The following is a 20,885-nucleotide window of genomic DNA, read 5'->3' as shown; positions in this document are numbered from 1 at the left end:
CGAATACGGCGCATACCCAGGGCCGCGCGGCCCCCACAGGACGGCAACCACAATGGCAGCAGACATGGACGTCAAGCAGCGCTTTTTTCCGCATACCCAGGATGAGCTCAAGGAAATCGCCTCGGACATCCTTCGTCACGCGAAGGCGCTCGGCGGCACCGACGCCGCAACCGAGATTTCCGAGGGCGACGGCCTGTCCGTCTCCGTGCGGCGCGGCGAAGTCGAGACGATCGAGCATAACCGCGACAAGATGGTCGGCGTGACGGTGTTCATCGGCAACAAGCGCGGCAACGCGAGCACCTCGGACTTCTCGCCGCAGGCATTGAAGGACACGGTCGCGGCCGCCTACAACATCGCGCGCTTCACCGCCGAAGACGATTGCGCGGGCCTTGCCGAAGCCGAGTTACTCGAAACCGCGCCGCGCGACCTCGATCTGTATCACCCGTGGAATCTGTCGGCCGACGAAGCGGTCGAAATCGCCCGCCGCGCCGAAGACGCCGCATTCGCGACCGATCCGCAGATCAGGAATTCCGAAGGCGCGAGCGTGTCGGCGCAGCACTCGCAGTTCGTGCTGGCGACCTCGCGCGGCTTCCTCGCCGGCTATCCGTACTCGCGCCACTACATCGCGTGCGCGCCGATCGCCGGCAGCGGCCGCAATATGCAGCGCGACGACTGGTACACGTCGACTCGAAGCGCCGACGAGCTCGCCGATCCGGAAGCCGTAGGCCGTTACGCGGCGCAGCGCGCCCTGGCGCGAATCGGCGCGCGCGGCCTCGACACGCGCAAGGTGCCGGTGCTGTTCGAGGCGCCGCTCGCGGCGGGTCTGCTCGGCGCGTTCGTGCAGGCGACGAGCGGCGGCGCGCTGTATCGCAAGACCTCGTTTCTCGTCGACAGCCTCGGCAAGCCGGTGTTCGCGCCGCACGTGCAGGTGGTCGAAGATCCGCATGTCCCGCGCGCGATGGGCAGCGCACCGTTCGACGAGGAAGGCGTGCGCACGCGCCAGCGCTCGGTCGTCAAGGACGGCGTCGTCGAGGGCTACTTCCTGTCTACCTACTCGGCGCGCAAGCTCGGCATGAAGACCACCGGCAACGCGGGCGGCTCGCACAACCTGTCGCTGCTCAGCTCGAACACGCGTCCCGAGGACGACTTCGAGGCGATGCTGAAGAAGCTCGGCACGGGTCTGCTGCTGACCGAGCTGATGGGGCAGGGCGTCAATTACGTGACCGGCGATTACTCGCGCGGCGCGTCCGGCTTCTGGGTCGAGAACGGCAAGATCCAGTATCCGGTCGAGGAGATCACGGTCGCGAGCACGCTGCAGGAGATGTTCCGCCATATCGTCGCGATCGGCGCGGATACGATCACGCGGGGCACCAAGCAGACCGGCTCGGTGCTGATCGAGCGGATGACGATCGCAGGGCAGTGAACGCCGCGGCCTGCTCCCACGCAGCCCTGTCTCAAACGAAAACGCCACGCAATGAAAACGTTGCGTGGCGTTTTTTATCGCATGCGTGGCGCGAGCGTTCAGACGTCCTTGCGCTGATACGTGACGAACGCGTAATCGAAGTCGTTCGGCGCGTTTGAGTGATGCGCCTCGCGCGCGATTTCTTCCCACACCTGCCGGTCGATCGTGGGGAAGGTCGCGTCGCCGTCGAAGTCGGCGGCGATTTCGGTAACGATCAGCTTGTCCGCATGTCGCAGCCCTTCGTCGTACAGTTGCGCGCCACCGATCAGAAACGCTTGCGGCGCCTGGTCTTGCGCGGCGAGCGCGAGCGCGTCGTCGAGATTGGTTGCGGTGTCGCAGCCCTGAAAGCGCCGCGAGGCATCGCGCGTGATGACTATGTTGCGGCGTCCCGGCAGCGGCCGGCCGATCGATTCGTGCGTCTTGCGGCCCATGATGATGGGCGCGCCCATCGTCGTGCGCTTGAAGAACGCGAGGTCCTCGGGCAGTCGCCAGGGCAGCTGGTTGTCGCGGCCGATCACGCCGTTGCTGGCGCGAGCGACGATCAGGGTGAGCGTCGTCATCGAATGAAAAGAAGAGGGTAATCGGGCGATTCTACCCGACGCACCGATGCCGGCCGACGCGCGAGTGCTGCTCAGTTGGGGCGGCCGCTCCTGTATTGCGAGGTCATTGGTTGTCTGCCGGTTGCTTCGTTGCGCTACTTCCGCTGGTACGTCGCGACGTTGCCCTGGACGGCGCGGGCAGCGTCGACAGGCACCGGCAGCGGCGAGGGAGGGGCGATTTCGTCCCACAACGTCACCTGGTTGCCGCGGCTTTCCTTCAGCGGCGCGGTCGCGGCGACGATCAGCCAGCCGGGTGCGCTGCCGCGTTGGCGAGACGGCATCTGCTCGTCGAGCGAAACATCGTCCGCGGCTGCGGCATCGCTGGAATCCGCGAGCGCGGCGGAACGGGACAAGGCGGCTGGCGCTGTGCGGGAAGCGGCACTCACCGGCGGGACGCTGAATGCGAGTCCTGCGCAAATTGCGAAGTACGGTAAGGGGCGGCTTTCGCGTTCGATGCGCAATGCGGGTCGCATGATATCTCTCCTGGTGCCAGCCATTTAGCGAAACCTGTGCCATCGCTCGCAATCCATTGATGCGTCCGGAGGCGACCAGCAGTAACTCGACTAATGCACGCCAAATCGGAAAAAAATGTTTCAGCGCTGAAACGGACCAGCACAAAATACCTATAATTCGTTAATTCGCGAGGTACGAAGTACTGTCGGGCAGCTCCGCGAAAAGCGCTTCCACTAATGTTTTATTTGTTGGCTGAATAAGGCATGACCGCCCGCAAAGCCTTGGTGGGCAACGGGTCCGTGGATTAAATTCGCATCCTTGTTTTCGAAGCGGCGCGTCTATAGTAAGCTCTCGAAAACAGCTTCAGATTTAAAAAGGCCCGATATCGGGCCGTCTCAAACACACACGTCGCTTTCTCGGGGATCAGCTGTCCGCACGGAATGGAATGGCCGTTCGGGTTTTGCGATTCGCGAATCCCGAACGAGTCAGCGTGTCTGAACCGCCGTTTCAGGTGCATGCGTCGTCCTTAACGTTCGTTGACGAGAGGATCTGAATAATGGAACCCGCAACGCGGCAACTGATTTACGTCTCGCGCGACCCGAGCGCGGAACTGAGTACGCGTTTTCTGCAGCGCGGCTGGCAAGTCGAAGTCGTGGGATCGGCGCGCGATGCGCGCCGGGCTGTGCGCACCAATTCGGCTGCGGGCGGCCTGCTCGATCTGTCCAGCGATTTCCTGCCGCACGAAGTCGCCGCTTTTGAATCCTGTTTGACCATGCCGAACGTCGGCTGGGTTGCTGCCACCACCCCCGGTCAGCTGCAGGACGCCTCGCTGCGCCGGCTCGTGCGCGACTACTGCTTCGATTACGTGACGGTGCCGTATTCGGGCGACCGTATCGTCGATTCGGTGGGTCATGCATACGGGATGATTTCGTTGGGCGAGACCGCGTCGAATGACGGCTCGCAGGGCGCCGAGGGCGAGATGGTCGGCTCGTGCGACGCGATGCTCGCGTTGTTCCGCTCGATCCGTAAGGTCGCGATGACCGACGCGCCGGTGTTCATCTCCGGTGAATCGGGCACCGGCAAGGAATTGACAGCGGTCGCCATTCACGAGCGCTCGGCGCGGCGCAATGCGCCGTTCGTACCGATCAATTGCGGCGCGATCCCGCCGCATCTTCTTCAATCCGAACTGTTCGGTTACGAGCGCGGCGCGTTTACCGGCGCGAACCAGCGCAAGATCGGGCGGGTCGAGGCCGCCAACGGCGGCACGCTGTTTCTCGACGAAATCGGCGATCTGCCGCTCGAAAGCCAGGCGAGCCTGTTGCGCTTCCTGCAGGAGCGCAAGGTGGAGCGGCTTGGCGGACACACCGCGATCGACGTCGACGTGCGCATCATTTCGGCCACTCACGTGGACATGACCGCGGCGATGATCGAAGGGCGCTTCCGCTCCGACCTGTATCACCGTCTCTGCGTGCTGCAGATCGACGAACCGCCGCTGCGCGCGCGCGGCAAGGACATCGAGTTGCTCGCGCGGCACATGCTGGAGCGTTTCAAGAAGGACGCAAGCCGTCGCCTGCGCGGTTTCGCTCCCGATGCGATCGCCGCGCTGCATAACTACGGCTGGCCGGGCAACGTTCGCGAGCTGATCAACCGGGTGCGGCGCGCGATCGTGATGTCGGAGGGACGCGCGATCACCGCGCGCGACCTCGAACTCGCGGAATACGTCGAGATCGTGCCGGTTTCGCTCGCGCAAGCGCGCGAAGCAGCCGAGCGTCAGGCGATCGAGCTCGCGTTGCTGCGGCATCGCGGGCGGCTCGGGGACGCGGCGCAGGAGCTCGGCATCTCGCGGGTGACGCTCTATCGGCTGCTGTGTTCACACGGCATGCGGCATATGGAAGGCGAGCCGATCGCGCCGCCGCACGGTGATTTGCCGGCGTCGGTGCAGCATCTGTGAGGAGGCGGCCGAGCGGCGAGGCTGGCGAGGTGGCGTGTGCAGACTTGACGCGTCGTGCCGCGGCGGCGTCCGGTCGCGCTTGTTAGAATCAGGGTTTGCTCAAGTCCGTGGCGTGCCTCGTTGGATCGCGCCGCGTCGAAGGAAACCCGATGAAACAATACCTGGACCTCGTTCGCACGATTCTCGACACCGGCACGTGGCAGGACAACCGCACCGGCATCCGCACGATCAGCATGCCCGGCGCGATGCTGCGCTTCGATTTGCAGCAGGGCTTTCCCGCCGTCACGACGAAGAAGCTCGCGTTCAAGTCGGCGATCGGTGAACTGGTCGGGTTTCTGCGTGCGTCGCGCAGCGCTGCGGACTTTCGCGACCTCGGCTGCAAGGTGTGGGACGGCAACGCCAATCAGAATGCGCAGTGGCTCGCCAATCCGTATCGCGAAGGCCCGGATGATCTGGGCGACGTCTACGGCGTGCAATGGCGCAAATGGCCCGCCTACAAAGTGCTCGACGCCAGCGCGAGCGCGCAGCTCGCCGACGCTCAGGCGCGTGGTTTTCGCGTGATCACGCAGTTCGACGAAGCGGGCCGTTCGAAGGTGCTGCTTTACAAGGCGATCGACCAGCTGCGCCAGTGCCTCGATACGATCATGCAAAACCCCGCCGATCGACGGATTCTGTTCCACGCATGGAATCCGGCCGTGCTGGACCAGATTGCGCTGCCGGCCTGCCATCTGCTGTACCAGTTCCTGCCCAACGCTACGCGCCGCGAGATTTCGCTGTGCCTGTATATCCGCAGCAACGACGTCGGGCTCGGCACGCCGTTCAATCTGACGGAGGGCGCAGCGCTGCTGCATCTGGTCGGGCGGCTGACGGGCTATACGCCGCGCTGGTTCAGCTATTTCATCGGCGACGCGCACATCTACGAAAATCAGCTCGACATGCTGCACCAGCAGCTCAAGCGCGAGCCGTACGAGAGCCCCCGGCTCGTCATTTCGGAGCGCGTACCCGAGTACGCGAAGACCGGCGTGTACGAGCCGGAATGGCTCGAGAAGATCGAGCCGGCGGATTTTTCGCTGCTCGGCTATCGGCATCACGAGCCGCTGACGGCGCCGATGGCGATCTGATCCCGGTGGAGGCGGCGCGGTCGCGCGTCGCCGTCGAAAATGAAAAACCCCGCGACGGTTTGCGTCGCGGGGTTTTGTTTGTTGCCCGTACGGCAGGTAGCCCGCTCAGCCTTTGTGATGCTCGTCGCGATTGCCGCCGCCCTGGTGCTGCTCGGCGTGTTGCTGTTGCGGCTGCGGTTGCGCACGCGGCTGCTGCACCGGCTGCGGCCGCGGCTCGGGGCGTGCCTGCTGCATCTGCGGCCGCGGTTCGGGGCGGGGTTGTGGCATCTGCGGACGCGGTTCGACGCGCGGCTGCTGCGCCTGCTGGAACTGCGGCTCGGGCCGGGCCTGCTGCGTCTGCGGACGCGGCTCGAAACGCGGCTGTTGCGCCTGCTGCATCTGGGGTCCAGGACGCGGCGGCGGCGCGGTGCGCAGCGGCTGTTGCATCGGCGGCGGATGCCCTTCGGGTATCCGGGCCTGCTGCAGCGCGGCCCGGTTCTCCGGCGGACGCGGCACACCAGACTGCTGCGCGAATCCTTGCTGCTGCGGTGCGTGTGGCTGCTCCACACGGGGAGCCTGCTGCCCCATCGGTGCATGGGGCTGCGTCCATGCCGGTTCCGGCCGGCCGACCGCGCCCCATTGCTGCGGCACGCCGTGCTCCTGCGCGGCCGCGTTGGCCCGATTGCCGCCGCCTGCTTGTGGCGGCCGCGGCACACCGTTCGACGGATGGCCCAGATTGCCCGCTGGCCCGGTCTCACCGGGTTGTGGCGGATGCCCATTGCCGGCCGTCTCAGGCGGCATGCCCGGACGCGCCTGCGGCGCTTCGCCATGCGGTCCCATGGCACCTGTTTCGCCGGGCCGCTGGCCAGCTTCCTCGACGCCACGTGGCGGGTTGCCGCCGTTCGCGCCAGGCGCGGCCGCCGCCATTCCTGGTGGACGCCCCGGCACATGCGATTGCACGACCCGCACGTTCGCGACCGGCAGCGCGCCCGGTGCGCCGGTCATATGTGCGGGCACCGAAGTGCGCACGACCGGCGGGCCGCCGCCGGGGACCCGACCGCCGCTTTGCGCGAAGCGCTGCGCGAGCTCGTCGCGATACGCGGCCGGGATGACGGGATTGCGGGTCGCGACGACCGGCCGTGCGCCGACACTCGCCGGCGGCCGATAGTTCGCGCGCCGCAGATCCGCCCCGAAGCTCTCGCGCACCGGCGCGATCCCTGGCGCGCCGGGGGTGATCCGTGCGTTGCGCCACTGCGCGGGATCGACCTTTTGTGAGAAGAGCGCGACAGGCTGACCGTGCACGAACGCGGTTGCCGGCACGGCCGTCACGCAGCCCGGCACGCGATAGTTCACGTAGGTGTTATGGATGTACACGTTCCGATGGAAATCGTTGAAGACCGTCGGACGGTTCACGCGTTCGTAGTACCGGGCGCTCCAGCGGTCGTGATCGCCCCAATGCGGATGCCACGGCTCGCCCGGTCCGAGCGGAAACCACGCGACGCCGGCCGCGATGACCCCGCCGACCGCCAGATTCACGCCCCAGTCGACGCCGCCCTCGTCATCACCGACGAACGCAACCAGCGCCGGCGCGTAGACCGGCGGCGCGTCCGCTTCGAGCGGACCGGGCACCCAGGCCCAGGTACCGTCGACTTGGGCCCAGCGACCGTAGTGGTACGGCGCGAAGCCCCAGGGTTCATCGTCGACCCAGGTCCAGCCCCACGGCGCTTGCCAGACCCAGTGGCCGTCGCGATACGGCGCCCAGCCGGCCGGCGTCGCGTTCGGCACCCAGACTTCGCCATATTGCGGGGTCGCGCGCCACGTGCCGTTGGCGTCGAGATCCTCGTAGCCGGGGATGTCGCGCGACACGTAGCGCGCCGACAGCGAGCGGTCTTCGGTGGCGTCGCGGCTGGCGGCCCACTGGTCCAGTTCGTCGGGAGCAGGCGCGCGGTTGTCGGCGAGCTGCTGCAGGCTGGTGCCGGCGAAGCGGATCTGCTGGCCTGCCGCGACCGGCACCTGGCTGCCGTCCCCGTAAGCGATCGCGCTGCCGCTGCGCACGGTGACGGTCGTGCTGCTGCCGTCGGGCGCGACGTCGACGCGGTAGTCGCCGGGGCCGTTCACGCCGAGCGCGAGATTCGGCGTGTCGATTTCATACGACGTGCCCGGCGCGAGCTCGCGCACGCGCGTCGATAGCGTGCCTTGCGCGATTTTCAGTTGCGCGGTCGTGTCGTCGAGATTGAGCACGTCGAGGCTCGTGTTCTGGCCGAGGCGCACGGCGGTCGAGCCGATGTGCAGCTCGGAGCGCGCGTTCTGGTCGTTCCACAACTGGTCGCCGGTCGTCAGCGGCCGGTTGATCTGCGCGTACGACCAGTCGGTCGCGCCGGCGGGCTCGGTGGTCACGGTGCCGGCCGTGTAGTTCAGACGCGCGATGCGCCCCGGCGGATCGCCCGCCGGCGCGACGGCCGCCGCGGTTTGCGGCGCGGGTGGCGCTTCCTGCGCGGGGCTGGCCTGCGCGGCGAGCGCGACGACGGCGGCCGCGATCAGCGTATAGCCAGTCATCCGGCGTGCGATGCCGGTCTGCTGCATGGGCTGATTGGTATTCGTCATGACTGATCTCCGGCGGACGCGGCAATGGGCCGGGTCCGTTCAGTCACTGTACCCTCCGTCCATGTTTCAAGGCCCGCACATTTGTAAAGTGGATTCGCGGCCCTGTAACAAAAGGTCTCGCGGCCTGGCGACGTGGAGGAAGGCAGGCTCTATCCGGCCAGAAACGCATCGAAATGTTGATGGCCGGCGGGGGTGACGCGCAGCACGCGCGGCCGCTCCGTCCGCTCGACCCAGCCATGCGAAGACCACGCCTCGAGCAGCGCCGCGCCGAGCGCTCCGCCCAGATGCGGCCGGCGCACGCTCCAGTCGAGGCAGGTACACGCGAAGCGTCGCCGCCGGGTCTTCTGCGCGGCGAGGTCGATGCCCCAGTCGGCGAAGCGAGCGGCGCCCGGCCCGGTGGCGTCGAGCGAGGCGCCGTGCTGCGTCAGCAGTCCGCCTTCGAGCATGCGCTCGAAGATCCGCACCGACAGCTCGCCCGCCATGTGGTCGTAACAGGTGCGCGCGTAACGCATGTCGAGCGGCACGGTGCGGGCCGGACGCGGCACGGACCGCTGCGGCGCGCTGACCTGGGCGACGTTGGCGAGCGCTTCGATCGACGCGGCGATGTCCGCAGACGCGATGCGGAAATAGCGATGCCGGCCGCGCACTTCGAGCGCGAGCAGCCCGCCGTCGGTGAGCCGCGCGAGATGGGCGCTCGCCGCCGACGGCGACAGCCCCGCGATCATCGTCAGCTCACCAGCGGGACGGGCGCTGCCGTCCATCAGCGCCCACAACATCGCGGCGCGGCCTGGGTCGGCTAGCAGCGAGCCGATGCGGCTCAGGCCGGGGAAGTGATTCTGGTCGTCTGCGAGAGGGGCGGTCATGGCTGTCTCCGGAAGGGGCGGCGCGGGCAATTTGCAAGGCGCGCGGTCACGCCTCCTACTCTACGCGCATCAGGTATCCGACGTTTCAGCTTTGGGTGAACAATGGATGCGGCCGGGTGTCCTGCCAGCCTGCGTTCCCGCGCTGGCTCATGCCGCCAGGCTAAAATCGAAGCCTGTCCTTGCACGAATACGATGTGATGAAAACTCTTCTGGCCGTCGCCGCGGCGGTTCTGCTGTGCAGCGCCTGCGCGGGGGGCGCGGCCGGTTCGGGCTCGACCGGCAGCGGCAGCATCGATATGTACGGCACCATCGACACGGGGATCAGCGTCCACAACTGACGCCGCGCAACCGTCCCGAAACCAGACCCGGGCCCCAAAAGCGCCGGGCCAACGGCGCGCCTGACCGGCCCATTGCGCCGCGCTTCGCAATCGACACCGCGCCGCGCGCAATATTGCGCTCGTATAATCGCCTCCTTTCAATGAAGCCGATTGACCGGAGCCAAGATGAGCACTGTTCCCGCAGCACCGCTGGACCGTTCGGAAACCACCTTCCGCTTTCTCGCCGAGCCGACCTCGGTCAACTTTGGCGGCAAGGTCCACGGCGGCGCGCTGATGAAGTGGATCGACGAAACCGCCTACGCATGCGCGGCGGTGTGGTCGGGGCGCTATTGCGTGACGGTCAGCGTAGGCAATATCCGTTTCCGCCGCCCGATCCTCGTGGGCAATCTGGTCGAGCTGCGTGCACGCGTCGTTGCGACCGGCCGCACCAGCATGCATATTCACGTGTCGGTGCAGGCGGGCGATCCGAAGGGCGGCGAACTGTTGCAGACCACCGACTGCCTCGTCGTGATGGTCGCCGTCAACGAGAACGGCCATCCGGTGGCGGTGCCCGCTTTCGTGCCGCAGACCGAAGAGCAGAATCGCCTCGCCAAATACGCGATGGACGTGAAGGAAGCGCTCGACGCGATCGTCGAGCTCAAACCTGAAGAAGTCGCGCAGGGCAAGATTTAAGTGCGGCGGGGTTGCGGGCGGCGCGCCGCCTCGCGCACCTACCCCGCCGTACGTCCGACCATATCCTTCGGCCGCACCCACTCGTCGAACTGTTGCTCGGTGACATAGCCGAGCGCCAGCGCCGACGCCTTCAGCGTCGTGCCTTCCTTGTGCGCTTTCTTGGCGATCTGCGCGGCCTTGTCGTAGCCGATGTGCGGATTGAGCGCCGTCACGAGCATCAGCGATTCGTTGAGCAAGGTATCGATGCGTTCATGATTCGGCTCGATGCCGACCGCGCAGTTGTCGTTGAAGCTGCGCGCGCCGTCGGCGAGCAGGCGCACCGACTGCAGCACGTTGTGCGCGATCATCGGCCGGAACACGTTCAGCTCGAAGTTGCCGCTCGCGCCGCCAATGTTCACCGCGACGTCGTTGCCGAACACCTGCGCGCAGAGCATGGTCAGCGCTTCGGACTGGGTCGGATTGACCTTGCCCGGCATGATCGAGCTGCCCGGTTCGTTCTCGGGGATCCGCAGCTCGCCGAGACCGCAGCGCGGGCCGCTCGCGAGCCAGCGGATGTCGTTGGCGATCTTGTTCAGGCCGGCGGCAACCGTTTTCAGCGCGCCGTGCGCGAACACCAGCGCGTCGGCGGCGGCCATTACCTCGAACTTGTTCGGCGCCGATACGAACGGCAGGCCGGTCAGCTTGCCGATCGTGGCGGCGACCGCGTCGGCGAACTTCGGATGCGCGTTCAGTCCCGTGCCGACCGCGGTGCCGCCCTGCGCGAGTTCGTACAGATGCGGCAACGCCGACTCGACGTGACGGATGCCATGCTCCAGCTGCGCGACATAGCCCGAGAACTCCTGGCCGAGCGTGAGCGGCGTCGCGTCCTGCAGGTGGGTGCGGCCGATCTTGACGATGCCGGCGAAGGCCTTCGCCTTGCCGTCGAGCGTGTCGCGAAGCGTCTTCAGCGCGGGCAGCAGATGCTTGACGATGGCGTCCGCGGCAGCCACGTGCATGGCGGTCGGAAATACGTCGTTCGACGATTGCCCGCGATTCACGTCATCGTTCGGATGCACCTTGCGCGCCTCGCCACGCTCGCCGCCGAGTAGCTCGCTCGCACGGTTGGCGATCACCTCGTTCAGGTTCATGTTGGTCTGCGTGCCCGAGCCGGTCTGCCAGACCGCGAGCGGAAATTCGCCCGGATGCTGGCCGGCGATGATCTCGTCGGCCGCCTGCATGATCGCGCGGGCCTTCTGTTCGTCGAGCACGCCCAGGCCGAGGTTGACTTCGGCCGCCGCGCGTTTGATCACCGCGAGCGCGGTGATCAGCTCGGGTGACTGCTTCTCGGTCGAAATCTTGAAGTTCTGCAGCGAGCGCTGCGTTTGCGCGCCCCATAGGCGGGCGTTCGGCACCGCGATCTCGCCGAACGTGTCGCGCTCCATCCGTACGTCTTCAGTCATGTTTTGCTCCGCTTCTCAAAGTTCCGAGTTGACCGGCAATAAGGAGAATAGACCTGTCAGCGCGTTCCGGTAAAAACCGGCCTCCGGATCGAAAATGTAGGTGCGTGTCTGGCCGTGCTCGACGTCGGTCCAGACGAGCGGCGAGAGCGGCGCGCCGATCGAGCCCAGATAGGCGAGCTGCGCCGCGTCGGCGAGCGTGACGTGATAGCTTTGATCGGGCTGGATCGCGCGCTCGAAGATCTTCGCCACCTGATTCGCGAGTTCGGGGCTGTGGATCACGAGCGCAAGCTCGGTGTTCAGATTCGCCGAGCGCGGGTCGAGGTTCAACGAGCCGATCACGAGAATCTGGTGGTCGATCACGTAGGTCTTTGCATGCAGGCTCGAGCGGGAACTCGAGCCGACCAGCCCGACGTCCGGTGAGTCCCGACGCGCCCTGAGTTCGTACAGTTCGACACCCGCCTTCAGCAGCGGCACGCGGAACGGACTGTAGCCTGCCTGCACGGCGACCGCGTCGGTCGCCGCGAGCGAGTTGGTCAGCACCGCGATCCGGATGCCGCGCTGCGTCAGTTCGCCAGCCGCCTGCACGCCCGAGTCGTGCGGCACGAAGTAGGGCGACACGATCAGGAAGTCATGGCGCGCGTCGCGCATCAGTTCGCGCAGCCGGGCGAGCGGCGGGCTCAGGTAGTCCGGCGACGGATGCTCGATCTTCTCCGGCAAGTCGACCCAGAATTCCGCTTTCGCCCAAGTGAGACCGAGCTGCTCGCTCGTGATCTGCGCCGTGAGCGGCGTCGCGTTCAGCGGCTTCGCGTTGTAGGGATCGGCATTGGTGCGCCAGTGCCGGCGCAGGTCGTCGCGCGTCTGGTCGAGTTCTTGCCGGTCGAATTTCTGCCGTTCTGCGCACGCAGCGGATAGGCGAGGTCGCTGTTCCAGTAGTCGTCGAAACTCGCGGAGATGTCGGCGACGATCGGGCCCGCCGCGAGCGCGTCGAGGTCGCGAAACTGCAGCGTTTCGCTCGCGCTGAAGTACTCGTCGCCGAGATTGCGCCCGCCGACGATCGCGAGCTGGTTGTCCGTGATCATCGCCTTGTTGTGCATGCGGCGCGTGAAGTGGTCGATCTGCGTGAACAGGTTCGTGGTGCGCTCGAACATGCCTTCCTGCGCGCTGCCATACGGATTGAAGACGCGAATCTCGATGTTGTCGTGGCTGTTCAACCCCGCCATGATGCGGTCGATGTCCTTGAAGTTCAGATCGTCGACCAGCATGCGTACCCGCACGCCGTGATCGGCCGCGTACAGCGCGGCGCCGAGCAGCAGCTTGCCGGTGGTGTCCTCGTTGGCGATGTAGTACTGCATGTCGAGGGTTTTGGTCGCCGCGCGCGCGAGCGCAATGCGCATTTGCAGCGCGTCCGTGCCGTTCGCCAGCACGCGAAATCCTGACTGCTGCGGATGCTTCGCCTCGAGCGGCGCAAGCGCTGTGCGCAGCGGCGTATCGGCGGTAGCGGGCAGCGCATGCGTGACCTCGCGGTCGAACGCGGTGGCCGGTGGCTTCGTCGTGCAGGCGGTCAAAAATGCCGCCGCACAGCAGAGCAGGAATAATTGTCTCGTTGTGCTGACTATCGATGGGCGGCGCGCGGCCCGATGAAGTCGTTCAAATTGCCACTGCACGCTGTTTTCCCCTTGTTTTGCAGGCTTTTCAGTGGCGGCAGCTAAGACTGCACGCGCTGTCGAGAAAACCATTCTAAGGGAATTGGGGCGCGTGCTCGTCGCTCGTCTGCAAACGTAGGGAAGTGCCGCGCGCTGGCCAGCAATACCGTTGCGGTATGGGCGCCGCCGCGGTCAGGTGATCCATCACCTGTTGCAAACGGCGGCGCGCGGAAGCGGGATCAGACGTGCTCCGCCTGCGGCACGCGCTCGCCGTCGGGACGCGTCGAGCCTTGCGCCGGGCGGCCCGCCCACACACCCGCGAGCAACGAGCCCGACAGGTTGTGCCACACGGAGAACAGCGCGCCGGGCAACGCGGCGAGCGGCGTGAAATAGAGCTTGCCGAGCGTCGCGGCGAGACCGGAGTTCTGCATGCCGACTTCGATCGCGAGCGTGCGGCAGACGGCTTCGTCGAAACCGAGCAGACGGCCGCCCCAGTAGCCGCCGAGCAGGCCGATGCCGTTATGCAGGATGACGCCGGCCATCACGACGAGGCCGACCGAAGCGATGCTCTTCTGCGTGCCGCCCACCACCGCGCCGATGATCAGCACGATCGCGATCATCGATACTAGCGGCAGGATCGGCTCGATCTTGCGCACGAGCTTGCCGAACAGATGATTGACGACGAGGCCGACGACGATCGGTAGTGCGACGATCTGCAGAATGCTCATCAGCATGCCGCGCACGTCGACGACGATCGATGCGTCGACGTAAAGCCGCGTGAGCAGCGGTGTTGCGAACACGCCGACGAGCGTCGAGAGCGCGCTGATCGTCACCGACAGTGCGACGTCGCCGCGCGCGAGATAGATCATCACGTTCGAGGCGGTGCCGCTCGCGACGCTGCCGACCAGCACCATGCCGGCGGTCAGGTCGGGCGGCATGCGCAGCGCCTTCGCGATGACCCACGCGGCGAGCGGCATCACGAGGTAATGCAGCACGATGCCGGCGATCACCGGCGCGGGGCGCGCAAACACGCGCAGGAAATCGGCGGCCGAGAGCGTGACGCCCATCGCCAGCATGATGATCGTAAGCAGCGTGGTGACGTGCGGCGCGATGCCGGAAAACGAGGCCGGCGAGAAGTACGCGGCGATCGAGGCGAGCGCGGCCCAGAGCGGGAACAGGCGGGTGACGCGGGCAAGCATGGCGGGTGGTCCTTGGTTATGTTGTGTCGCGGGAGCGCCCGCGTGATGCGGCGACCATTTTACCTTTTGCAGGGAGTGCTTCAGGAGTGGGTTTGGCGCTGCCTCGCTCACACCGATCGCGCCGGTGGCGTGACCGCGCCCGCCGCCGGTGCCTGCCGCAGACTCAGCCGGTGAAAGCGCAGTGTCATCAGCAGCGCGACGCTAGCGAGGCCCGCCGCGAGGCCCCACCACAAGCCCCGCGCGCCGAGGCCGGCGTGAAACGCGAGCAGATAGCCGGTCGGAAAGCCGATCACCCAGTAGCCGAATGCGGCGGCGATCATCGGCACGCGCGTGTCCTTCAGGCCGCGCAGACAGCCGGAGCCGACCGCCTGCATCCCGTCGACGATCTGGAAAATCGCCGCCACGCCGAGCAGCGAGCTGGCGAGCGCGATGGTCGGCGCATTGGCCGGGTCGTCCAGGCGCAGATACAGACCGACGATCCAGTGCGGCGCGGTGATCAGCAGGAGGCCCGACATCGACATGAAGCCGACACCTAGCGCGAGCGCGACGAAGCCCGCGTGGCGCGCGGCGAGCGGCTGACCGGCGCCGGACCAGAAGCCGACCCGCACGTTGGCTGCCTGACCGATCGACAGCGGCACCATGAACGCGACCGACGCGACGTTCAACGCGATCTGATGCGCGGCCAATTGCGACTCGCCGAGCAGGCCGACCATCAGACCGGTCGCGAGAAACAGCGTGGACTCGACGCCGTAGGTGATCGCGACCGGCCAGCCGATGCCGAACAGCTCGCCCATCAACGGCAGCCTGGGCCGCGTCGCCACGACGAAATGCCGGAAGCGCGGCCGCAGATGCAAGAGCGCCATCAGCACGAGCGCGGTCAGCCACACCGTGATCGTGGTCGCAGCCGCCGAGCCGAGAAAGCCGAGCCGGGGCAATCCGCAGGCGCCATGGATGAGCCCGTAGTTCAGGAAGCCGTTCACGCCGACGCTCGCGATCGACACCCACAACAGGCGCCGCGCCGCGCCGATCGCCGGCAGGAACGAGCGCATCAGACCGACGCCGATCAGGCTCGCGGGTGCGCCCCAGCGCAGCACGGCCGCATATTGACCGACGTTGTGCGCAAGGAGGCCCGGCTCGCCGACCGCCAGCAGGATTCGCGAGGCGAACGACAGCAGGATGAACGCCGGCACTGATAGGAGCACCGACAGCACGAATCCGGTCCAGTAGATATGCGGCACGCGGCCCTCGTCCTGCGCGCCGCGCGCGTGCGCGACGCTCACGCTGACCGAGGTCAGCACACCCTGCAGCAGCGTGACGACGACGAAAAAGAGGTTCGCGCCGAGGCCGCCGGCCGCCAGCGCATCAGGGCCGAGCGAGCCGAGCAGGATCGTATCGGTGACGCTCATCGCCATCTGCGAGAGTTGCGCGATAGCGAGCGGCGCGGCGAGCCGCGCGGTATCGGCCGCGTGACGGGACAGGGTCGGCGGCCGGCTGGCCGCTCGGGCGAAGCTGGAATGAATCATCGAATGCGTGGCGGTGAAAGGGTGACGACAGCGGCGGCGACAGCGAGGGGTGGGCGCAAGCCGCGGTGCGCTGCACGGTGTTGCGCGGTACGGGAGTAAGTGACCTCGCCGTGCTGCGGGCGCGAAAATCCGCGGCGCGGCGGCGAGCCGGTCAGCCGGCTCCTCGCGGTGGGGTGGTCCGTCGCTTGCCTGTCGAAACCGACAGCTTATTGCGTCGCCCGGCCGATGTCGATGGAGAATGCACGATACTGGTGCGTGCCGTCCTGCGAATTTCCGGACTGCCGTCAGCCTTCGTGTACCGCTATCCGCGTATCGCCGAGCAATACGACCTGGCCCGCGCGGATCTTGCAGGTCTTACGCGTCTCGACGCGGCCGTCGACCATCACGGCGCCGTCCGCGACCATCATCTTTGCCGAGCCGCCGCTGTCCGCGAGGCCCGTGATCTTCAGCAGATTGTGTAGTTCGACGTATTCGCCGGTCAGCGTGAAATTGAGGTTGGGCATGGCGTCTGCACCTTGGGAAACGAGGTCGCGTTGGGGGTTCGCATCATAAAGCAAGTCCGCGCGGCGCGTCCGGCGGTGCACGGACCGCACAGATAGCGACCCGGAAAAGGGGCGCTTGTCGCGCGAGGTTGTATGGATATACAGTATGCGTCGCATCCTGAAATCCATCCACCGCGCAAACCGATCCGTGTCCACTGTCGCCGAATCCGCTCCGTCATTCGATACCGCCGCCTGGCTCGCGAAGCTCAACGCCGCCCAACGCGAAGCCGTCGAATACGGGACCGGCACGCCTGGCGCGCTGCCCGGCGCGCTGCTCGTCATCGCAGGTGCCGGCTCCGGCAAGACCAACACGCTCGCGCACCGCGTCGCCAATCTGGTGGTGAAGGGCGCCGATCCGCAGCGCATCCTGCTGTTGACCTTCTCGCGCCGCGCGGCGCTCGAAATGACCCGCCGCGTCACGCGCATCACGGGCGCCGCGGCCGCCACCGCTGGCGCGCCCAGCGTAGGGGCGGCGCTCGCGCAAGGGCTCACGTGGGCGGGCACGTTCCATAGTGTCGGAGCGCGGCTGTTGCGCGAATACGCGGACTTGATCGGCCTCGCACCCGCGTTCACGATCAACGACCGCGAAGACTCCGCCGACCTGATGAACCTCGTGCGCCACGAGCTCGGGCTGTCCGCAAAGGAACGGCGCTTTCCGGCGAAGGGCACCTGTTTCGCAATCTATTCTCGCGTCGTCAACACGGGCGCATCGCTTGGCCAGGTGCTGGACGGCGCGTTTCCGTGGTGTCGCGAGTGGCAGGACGATCTGCGCCGGCTGTTCGCCGCTTACGTCGAGGCGAAACAGAAGCAGAGTGTGCTCGACTACGACGACCTGCTGCTCTACTGGTCGCATATGGCTGCCGAACCGGCCATCGCTGCCGATCTGTCGGCACGCTTCGATCACGTGCTGGTCGACGAATACCAGGACACCAACCACCTGCAAGCGTCGATCCTCCTTGCGATGAAGCCGGACGGCCGGGGCCTGACCGTGGTCGGCGATGACGCGCAGTCGATCTACTCGTTTCGCGGCGCGACCGTGCGCAATATCCTCGATTTCCCCGCGCTGTTCGACCCGCCCGCCCGCCAGGTCACGCTCGAGCAGAACTACCGGTCGAGCGCGCCGATTCTCGCCGCGTCGAACGCGGTGATCGAGCTCGCGAGCGAGCGCTACACGAAGAACCTGTGGACCGACAAGGCCTCGGCGCAGCGCCCGCGCCTCGTCACGGTCGCCGACGATGCCGCGCAGGCTCGCTACGTCGTCGAGCAGGTGCTGGAAGCGCGCGAGCAGGGGGTGAAGCTGAAGTCTCAGGCGGTGCTGTTTCGCACTGCGCATCACAGCGCCGCGCTCGAAATCGAGCTCACGCGCCGCAATATTCCATTCGTCAAGTTCGGCGGCCTGAAATTTCTCGACTCGGTGCATGTGAAGGACGTGCTCGCGGTGCTGCGCTGGGCCGAAAATCCGCGCGACCGCGTCGCCGGCTTTCGGGTCGTGCAACTGCTGCCGGGCGTCGGCCCCGCCACCGCGGCGAAGCTGCTCGACGACCTCGTCGCTCGCGCGGACGGCGGCGATCCTGTCGCGACCGCCGGCAGCGTGCTGGCCGCGTTTGCCGCCCCCGCACGGGCGCAGGAAGACTGGCATCCGTTCGTCAGGCTGATGTCGAGCGTGTATGGGCGGCAAACGCCGTGGCCCGCCGAGTTCGAAATGGTGCGGCGCTGGTACGAGCCGCACCTGGAGCGCAATCACGAAGACGCGGCGATTCGTCACGCAGACCTGCTGCAGATGGAAAGCATCGCGGGCACGTATCCGTCGCGTGAGCGCTTCCTGACCGAGCTGACGCTCGATCCACCCGATGCGACCAGCGACGAGTCCGGCGTGCCGCTGATCGACGAGGATTACCTGATCCTGTCGACGATCCATTCGGCGAAAGGCCAGGAGTGGCGCAACGTGTTCGTGCTGAACGGCGTCGACGGCTGCATTCCGTCCGATCTCGGCACCGGCAGCGACGAGGAAATCGACGAGGAGCGGCGCCTGCTGTACGTGGCGATGACGCGCGCGAAGGAAGACCTGCATATCGTCGTACCGCAGCGCTTTTACGTGCACAACCAGACGCATCTGGGCGACCGGCATGTCTGGGCGTCGCGTACGCGCTTCATCGCCACGCCGATGCTGCCGCTGTTCGATGCCTACGCGTGGCCGCGCGCGCCGGTGGCGAGCGCCCCGAGCGCGGCGGGACTCGCCGCGGCCGCGCAGGCGAAGATCGAGATCGCGGCGAAGCTCAGGAAGATGTGGGATTGAGCGGGCCGCGCCGGCTTGCGCCCGATGCTCGGCGCAATGCCCGCTCAGCGCGACTGGTGCTGCTGTTGTTTCGCGACCGGAGCCGGCGGTACGAAAAAGTTGCGCAGCCATGCCGCGAGCCGCGAAAACACGTCGTACGGCTCCTCGACGAAGATCTCCGGCTTGAGCAGCCGCAGATATTCCATGATCTGCTGCGCTTCCTGCTTCTGGAACGTGCCATGCGAAATGCCGAGCCGCAAGAGCCCGCGCAGTTCGCCGAGCTTCTCGCGCGCGGTGCTCCCCACGCTCGTCTCGCATGCGATCTTCGCTTCGTAGATGCGCTGACGCAGCGATTCGACGAGCCGCCATGCCGGCGTCTGCATCTCTTCCTCGAGCGCCTGAATGTCCTGCACCGTGCTCTTGATCTGGGCGGCGAGCGGGTCGATCAGCGCCGCATCGCCTTCCGCTTCCTTGACGATCGCAGCCGCCCACTCGCGGCATTGCTTGGCGTGCTCCTCGGGCGTCCATTCGGAGCGTGACGCGAAACCGAAGCCGAACTCGCTCGCCTGGCGCATCAGGATCGAAACGACGTCCGGAAACTCTTTGTCGAGCGTGCGTTTGGCCCACGCGTACTGGCCGCCCTGCAGCATCCGCTGCACTGCGTGCTCGGTGAGCGGCACCATGTTGTCGAGCAGCTTCGCGCGCAAGAAGTCCTCGAACGACGGCGTCGCGAACTGCGGATCGAGCTTCAGCGAGACACGCAAAAACGCCTCGAAGTCCTTGCGCAGCGACGCGACAGTCTCGTCCTTGAGCTTCAGGGTGATTTGACCCATGTGTTATCCCGTTTAATGCGGCCGCGCGCGGCGTGCCGCCGCAAGATCGCCCGTCCGGATGCGGACCGGGGCGACGCGACGCCGGCTGCCGACGCGCCTGATTCCATCCTGTTGCCGCGTAACCAGCGGGACGACTCCCGATGAGCGGACCTCGACTGCATATCGGCGGGGTGGCGGGAAACTTGAGGGCGGCCGGCGCGGCGTCAGCGGAGCGCTGATGAGTTGGTGGGCGGGCGCGAAGAGTGCGCTTACTTCAGCACGACGCCCTGCCAGACGAAGAACACGACGAGGCCGACTGCAATCGTCAGCAGCGGCCGGCGCGTCAGCGCACTGACGACGATCGCCGCGAGCGCGCCGACCAGTTGCGGGTTGCGCCATGTCAACTCGGCGCTGGTGCCGTGCGGCGAAACGGCCATCGGTACGATGATCGCCGTCAGCACCGTGACAGGCACGAAGCCGAGCGCGGTGCGCAGAAGCGGCGGGAACACGAGCCGGTCGCCAAGCACGAACACGGCCGCGCGTATCAACCATGTAATCGCGGCCATGCCGACGATCAGAACGACGTAGCTCATCGCGTAGCCTCCACGCTACGGCGCGTGCCGCGCAGGTTCAGACGCGGCATCGACAGCAGCACGCCGAGCGCGACCCCCGCGAACACTGCGCCGAGCAGGCCGAGCTTGTACGGCCATGCCTGCCAGAAGAACGCCAGCGCACCGGCGGTGACGGCCGCCGCGATATAGCGCAGCGCAACCAGTTGCGGCACGACGATCGCGATGAACGTCGCGACCATCGCGAAGTCGAGACCGAGCGACTGCAGGCCCGGGAAGGCCGCGCCGAACAGCAGGCCGGCGACGGTCCACAACTGCCAGTTCAGATACATCGCGATGCCGGCGCCAAAGAAGTAGTGCGGGCCGACCGTGCCCGGCTCGCGATGCCGGTAGTGCTCCCACGCGACCGCGAAGACCTCGTCGGTAAGCAGCGCGCCGAGCGCCCAGCGCCAGCGCTTCGGCAGATGCGCGACGTGCGGCGCGAGCGTCGCGCTATACAGCACGTGACGCAGATTGACGACGAGCGTGGTCGCCCAGATCACGGCGAAGCTCGCGTGCCCCGCGATGAGCCCGAGCGCGATGAACTGGGCGGAGCCCGCGAAGACGACGAGCGACATCAACTGTCCGTGCCACGGATGCAGCGGGCCGGACGTCACGAGCGTGCCGAAAATTACGCCGAACGGCGCGGCCCCCACCATCATCGGGATGATGTCGCGCGCGCCGGCGGCGAATTCTTTGAGATGGCCGCCCCGGTTGGGCTGGCCTTGGCTGAAATCGGTCAATCTGAGCCTCCTTGATTGCGCAAGCATAGCGGCTGACCGGCGTTCGGACTTGTACGTTC

The 20,885-nt window shown here is 66.7% G+C and carries 17 protein-coding genes and 1 pseudogene; 6 read left to right on the top strand and 12 right to left on the bottom strand.

Annotated elements, in window-relative coordinates; translation table 11 throughout:
- Positions 1 to 52 precede the first annotated feature (52 nt).
- The gene (pmbA, locus tag LJ655_RS18200) at positions 53 to 1,423 is read left to right on the top strand and encodes a metalloprotease PmbA (RefSeq protein ID WP_230562627.1); all 1,371 of its coding nucleotides are present in this window, start codon (positions 53 to 55) and stop codon (positions 1,421 to 1,423) included.
- Between the two features lie 98 nt (positions 1,424 to 1,521).
- Here pmbA and LJ655_RS18195 read toward each other — a convergent pair whose 3' ends face one another.
- Both LJ655_RS18195 and LJ655_RS18190 read right to left on the bottom strand, forming a co-directional pair.
- Positions 1,522 to 2,022: a dihydrofolate reductase gene (locus tag LJ655_RS18195; RefSeq protein ID WP_230562626.1), complete on the bottom strand. Its 501-nt coding sequence runs from the start codon at positions 2,020 to 2,022 to the stop codon at positions 1,522 to 1,524.
- Positions 2,023 to 2,156: 134 nt separating this feature from the next.
- Positions 2,157 to 2,414 carry a hypothetical protein gene (locus tag LJ655_RS18190; RefSeq protein ID WP_329959709.1) on the bottom strand — a complete coding sequence of 86 codons (258 nt, stop codon included), beginning with the start codon at positions 2,412 to 2,414 and terminating at the stop codon, positions 2,157 to 2,159.
- A 656-nt stretch (positions 2,415 to 3,070) separates the two neighbouring features.
- Here LJ655_RS18190 and LJ655_RS18185 point away from each other — a divergent pair.
- Together LJ655_RS18185 and LJ655_RS18180 are read left to right on the top strand one after the other, a co-directional pair.
- Positions 3,071 to 4,465 (top strand): sigma-54 dependent transcriptional regulator, encoded by a 1,395-nt coding sequence (locus LJ655_RS18185; protein ID WP_230562624.1) that lies wholly within the window; start codon positions 3,071 to 3,073, stop codon positions 4,463 to 4,465.
- Positions 4,466 to 4,614: 149 nt separating this feature from the next.
- Positions 4,615 to 5,586: a thymidylate synthase gene (locus LJ655_RS18180; RefSeq protein WP_230562623.1), complete on the top strand. Its 972-nt coding sequence runs from the start codon at positions 4,615 to 4,617 to the stop codon at positions 5,584 to 5,586.
- A 105-nt stretch (positions 5,587 to 5,691) separates the two neighbouring features.
- On the opposite strand, the gene LJ655_RS18175 is transcribed toward LJ655_RS18180, so the two are convergent.
- Positions 5,692 to 8,169, bottom strand: coding sequence for a DUF6600 domain-containing protein (locus LJ655_RS18175; protein WP_230562622.1), 2,478 nt, complete (start codon positions 8,167 to 8,169; stop codon positions 5,692 to 5,694).
- A 149-nt stretch (positions 8,170 to 8,318) separates the two neighbouring features.
- Positions 8,319 to 9,032, bottom strand: coding sequence for an ArsR/SmtB family transcription factor (locus LJ655_RS18170; protein ID WP_230562621.1), 714 nt, complete (start codon positions 9,030 to 9,032; stop codon positions 8,319 to 8,321).
- Positions 9,033 to 9,229: 197 nt separating this feature from the next.
- Between LJ655_RS18170 and LJ655_RS18165 the strand changes: the two genes are divergently transcribed.
- Together LJ655_RS18165 and LJ655_RS18160 are read left to right on the top strand one after the other, a co-directional pair.
- Complete coding sequence (locus LJ655_RS18165) at positions 9,230 to 9,370, top strand: hypothetical protein (RefSeq protein WP_230562620.1); 141 nt, start codon at positions 9,230 to 9,232, stop codon at positions 9,368 to 9,370.
- A gap of 165 nt (positions 9,371 to 9,535) precedes the next feature.
- Positions 9,536 to 10,042, top strand: coding sequence for an acyl-CoA thioesterase (locus tag LJ655_RS18160; protein WP_230562619.1), 507 nt, complete (start codon positions 9,536 to 9,538; stop codon positions 10,040 to 10,042).
- A 38-nt stretch (positions 10,043 to 10,080) separates the two neighbouring features.
- On the opposite strand, the gene fumC is transcribed toward LJ655_RS18160, so the two are convergent.
- From fumC to LJ655_RS18135, 5 genes and pseudogenes are all read right to left on the bottom strand, one after another.
- Positions 10,081 to 11,481, bottom strand: a complete 1,401-nt coding sequence (gene fumC, locus LJ655_RS18155; protein ID WP_230562618.1) for a class II fumarate hydratase — start codon at positions 11,479 to 11,481, stop codon at positions 10,081 to 10,083.
- Between the two features lie 15 nt (positions 11,482 to 11,496).
- Positions 11,497 to 13,217, bottom strand: a pseudogene (locus tag LJ655_RS18150) (phospholipase D-like domain-containing protein).
- 146 nt (positions 13,218 to 13,363) lie between these two features.
- Positions 13,364 to 14,323: a ketopantoate/pantoate/pantothenate transporter PanS gene (gene panS, locus LJ655_RS18145; RefSeq protein WP_230562617.1), complete on the bottom strand. Its 960-nt coding sequence runs from the start codon at positions 14,321 to 14,323 to the stop codon at positions 13,364 to 13,366.
- Positions 14,324 to 14,430: 107 nt separating this feature from the next.
- On the bottom strand, positions 14,431 to 15,846 hold the full coding sequence (locus LJ655_RS18140) for an MATE family efflux transporter (RefSeq protein ID WP_230562616.1): 1,416 nt from the start codon (positions 15,844 to 15,846) through the stop codon (positions 14,431 to 14,433).
- Between the two features lie 284 nt (positions 15,847 to 16,130).
- Positions 16,131 to 16,349, bottom strand: coding sequence for an RNA-binding S4 domain-containing protein (locus LJ655_RS18135; RefSeq protein WP_013090085.1), 219 nt, complete (start codon positions 16,347 to 16,349; stop codon positions 16,131 to 16,133).
- A gap of 187 nt (positions 16,350 to 16,536) precedes the next feature.
- Here LJ655_RS18135 and LJ655_RS18130 point away from each other — a divergent pair, with 187 nt between their 5' ends.
- The gene (locus tag LJ655_RS18130) at positions 16,537 to 18,684 is read left to right on the top strand and encodes an ATP-dependent helicase (protein ID WP_230562615.1); all 2,148 of its coding nucleotides are present in this window, start codon (positions 16,537 to 16,539) and stop codon (positions 18,682 to 18,684) included.
- Positions 18,685 to 18,728: 44 nt separating this feature from the next.
- Here LJ655_RS18130 and LJ655_RS18125 read toward each other — a convergent pair whose 3' ends face one another.
- The 3 genes from LJ655_RS18125 to LJ655_RS18115 all read right to left on the bottom strand — a co-directional run bounded on the left by LJ655_RS18125 (position 18,729) and on the right by LJ655_RS18115 (position 20,826).
- Positions 18,729 to 19,496: a DUF4088 family protein gene (locus LJ655_RS18125; protein WP_230562614.1), complete on the bottom strand. Its 768-nt coding sequence runs from the start codon at positions 19,494 to 19,496 to the stop codon at positions 18,729 to 18,731.
- A 248-nt stretch (positions 19,497 to 19,744) separates the two neighbouring features.
- Entirely contained in the window at positions 19,745 to 20,068 is a 324-nt protein-coding gene (locus tag LJ655_RS18120) for an AzlD domain-containing protein (RefSeq protein ID WP_230562613.1), read from the bottom strand.
- Positions 20,065 to 20,826 carry an AzlC family ABC transporter permease gene (locus tag LJ655_RS18115; RefSeq protein WP_230562612.1) on the bottom strand — a complete coding sequence of 254 codons (762 nt, stop codon included), beginning with the start codon at positions 20,824 to 20,826 and terminating at the stop codon, positions 20,065 to 20,067. Before LJ655_RS18115 ends, LJ655_RS18120 begins: the two co-directional genes overlap by 4 nt.
- Between the last annotated feature and the right edge of the window lie 59 nt (positions 20,827 to 20,885).

Source organism: Paraburkholderia translucens (genome assembly GCF_020881035.1).
Taxonomy (GTDB): Bacteria; Pseudomonadota; Gammaproteobacteria; order Burkholderiales; family Burkholderiaceae; genus Paraburkholderia; species Paraburkholderia translucens.
Note: the sequence above shows the minus strand (reverse complement) of the source record. Positions and strands in the feature narration are given on the sequence as shown.

What these genes read in the sequence shown, in the direction of transcription:
- pmbA (WP_230562627.1), top strand. Translation starts at nt 53, where the DNA reads ATGGCAGCAGACATGGACGTCAAGCAGCGCTTTTTTCCGCATACCCAG.
- LJ655_RS18195 (WP_230562626.1), bottom strand. Translation starts at nt 2,022, where the DNA reads ATGACGACGCTCACCCTGATCGTCGCTCGCGCCAGCAACGGCGTGATC.
- LJ655_RS18185 (WP_230562624.1), top strand. Translation starts at nt 3,071, where the DNA reads ATGGAACCCGCAACGCGGCAACTGATTTACGTCTCGCGCGACCCGAGC.
- LJ655_RS18180 (WP_230562623.1), top strand. Translation starts at nt 4,615, where the DNA reads ATGAAACAATACCTGGACCTCGTTCGCACGATTCTCGACACCGGCACG.
- LJ655_RS18175 (WP_230562622.1), bottom strand. Translation starts at nt 8,169, where the DNA reads ATGACGAATACCAATCAGCCCATGCAGCAGACCGGCATCGCACGCCGG.
- LJ655_RS18170 (WP_230562621.1), bottom strand. Translation starts at nt 9,032, where the DNA reads ATGACCGCCCCTCTCGCAGACGACCAGAATCACTTCCCCGGCCTGAGC.
- LJ655_RS18165 (WP_230562620.1), top strand. Translation starts at nt 9,230, where the DNA reads ATGAAAACTCTTCTGGCCGTCGCCGCGGCGGTTCTGCTGTGCAGCGCC.
- LJ655_RS18160 (WP_230562619.1), top strand. Translation starts at nt 9,536, where the DNA reads ATGAGCACTGTTCCCGCAGCACCGCTGGACCGTTCGGAAACCACCTTC.
- fumC (WP_230562618.1), bottom strand. Translation starts at nt 11,481, where the DNA reads ATGACTGAAGACGTACGGATGGAGCGCGACACGTTCGGCGAGATCGCG.
- panS (WP_230562617.1), bottom strand. Translation starts at nt 14,323, where the DNA reads ATGCTTGCCCGCGTCACCCGCCTGTTCCCGCTCTGGGCCGCGCTCGCC.
- LJ655_RS18140 (WP_230562616.1), bottom strand. Translation starts at nt 15,846, where the DNA reads ATGATTCATTCCAGCTTCGCCCGAGCGGCCAGCCGGCCGCCGACCCTG.
- LJ655_RS18135 (WP_013090085.1), bottom strand. Translation starts at nt 16,349, where the DNA reads ATGCCCAACCTCAATTTCACGCTGACCGGCGAATACGTCGAACTACAC.
- LJ655_RS18125 (WP_230562614.1), bottom strand. Translation starts at nt 19,496, where the DNA reads ATGGGTCAAATCACCCTGAAGCTCAAGGACGAGACTGTCGCGTCGCTG.
- LJ655_RS18120 (WP_230562613.1), bottom strand. Translation starts at nt 20,068, where the DNA reads ATGAGCTACGTCGTTCTGATCGTCGGCATGGCCGCGATTACATGGTTG.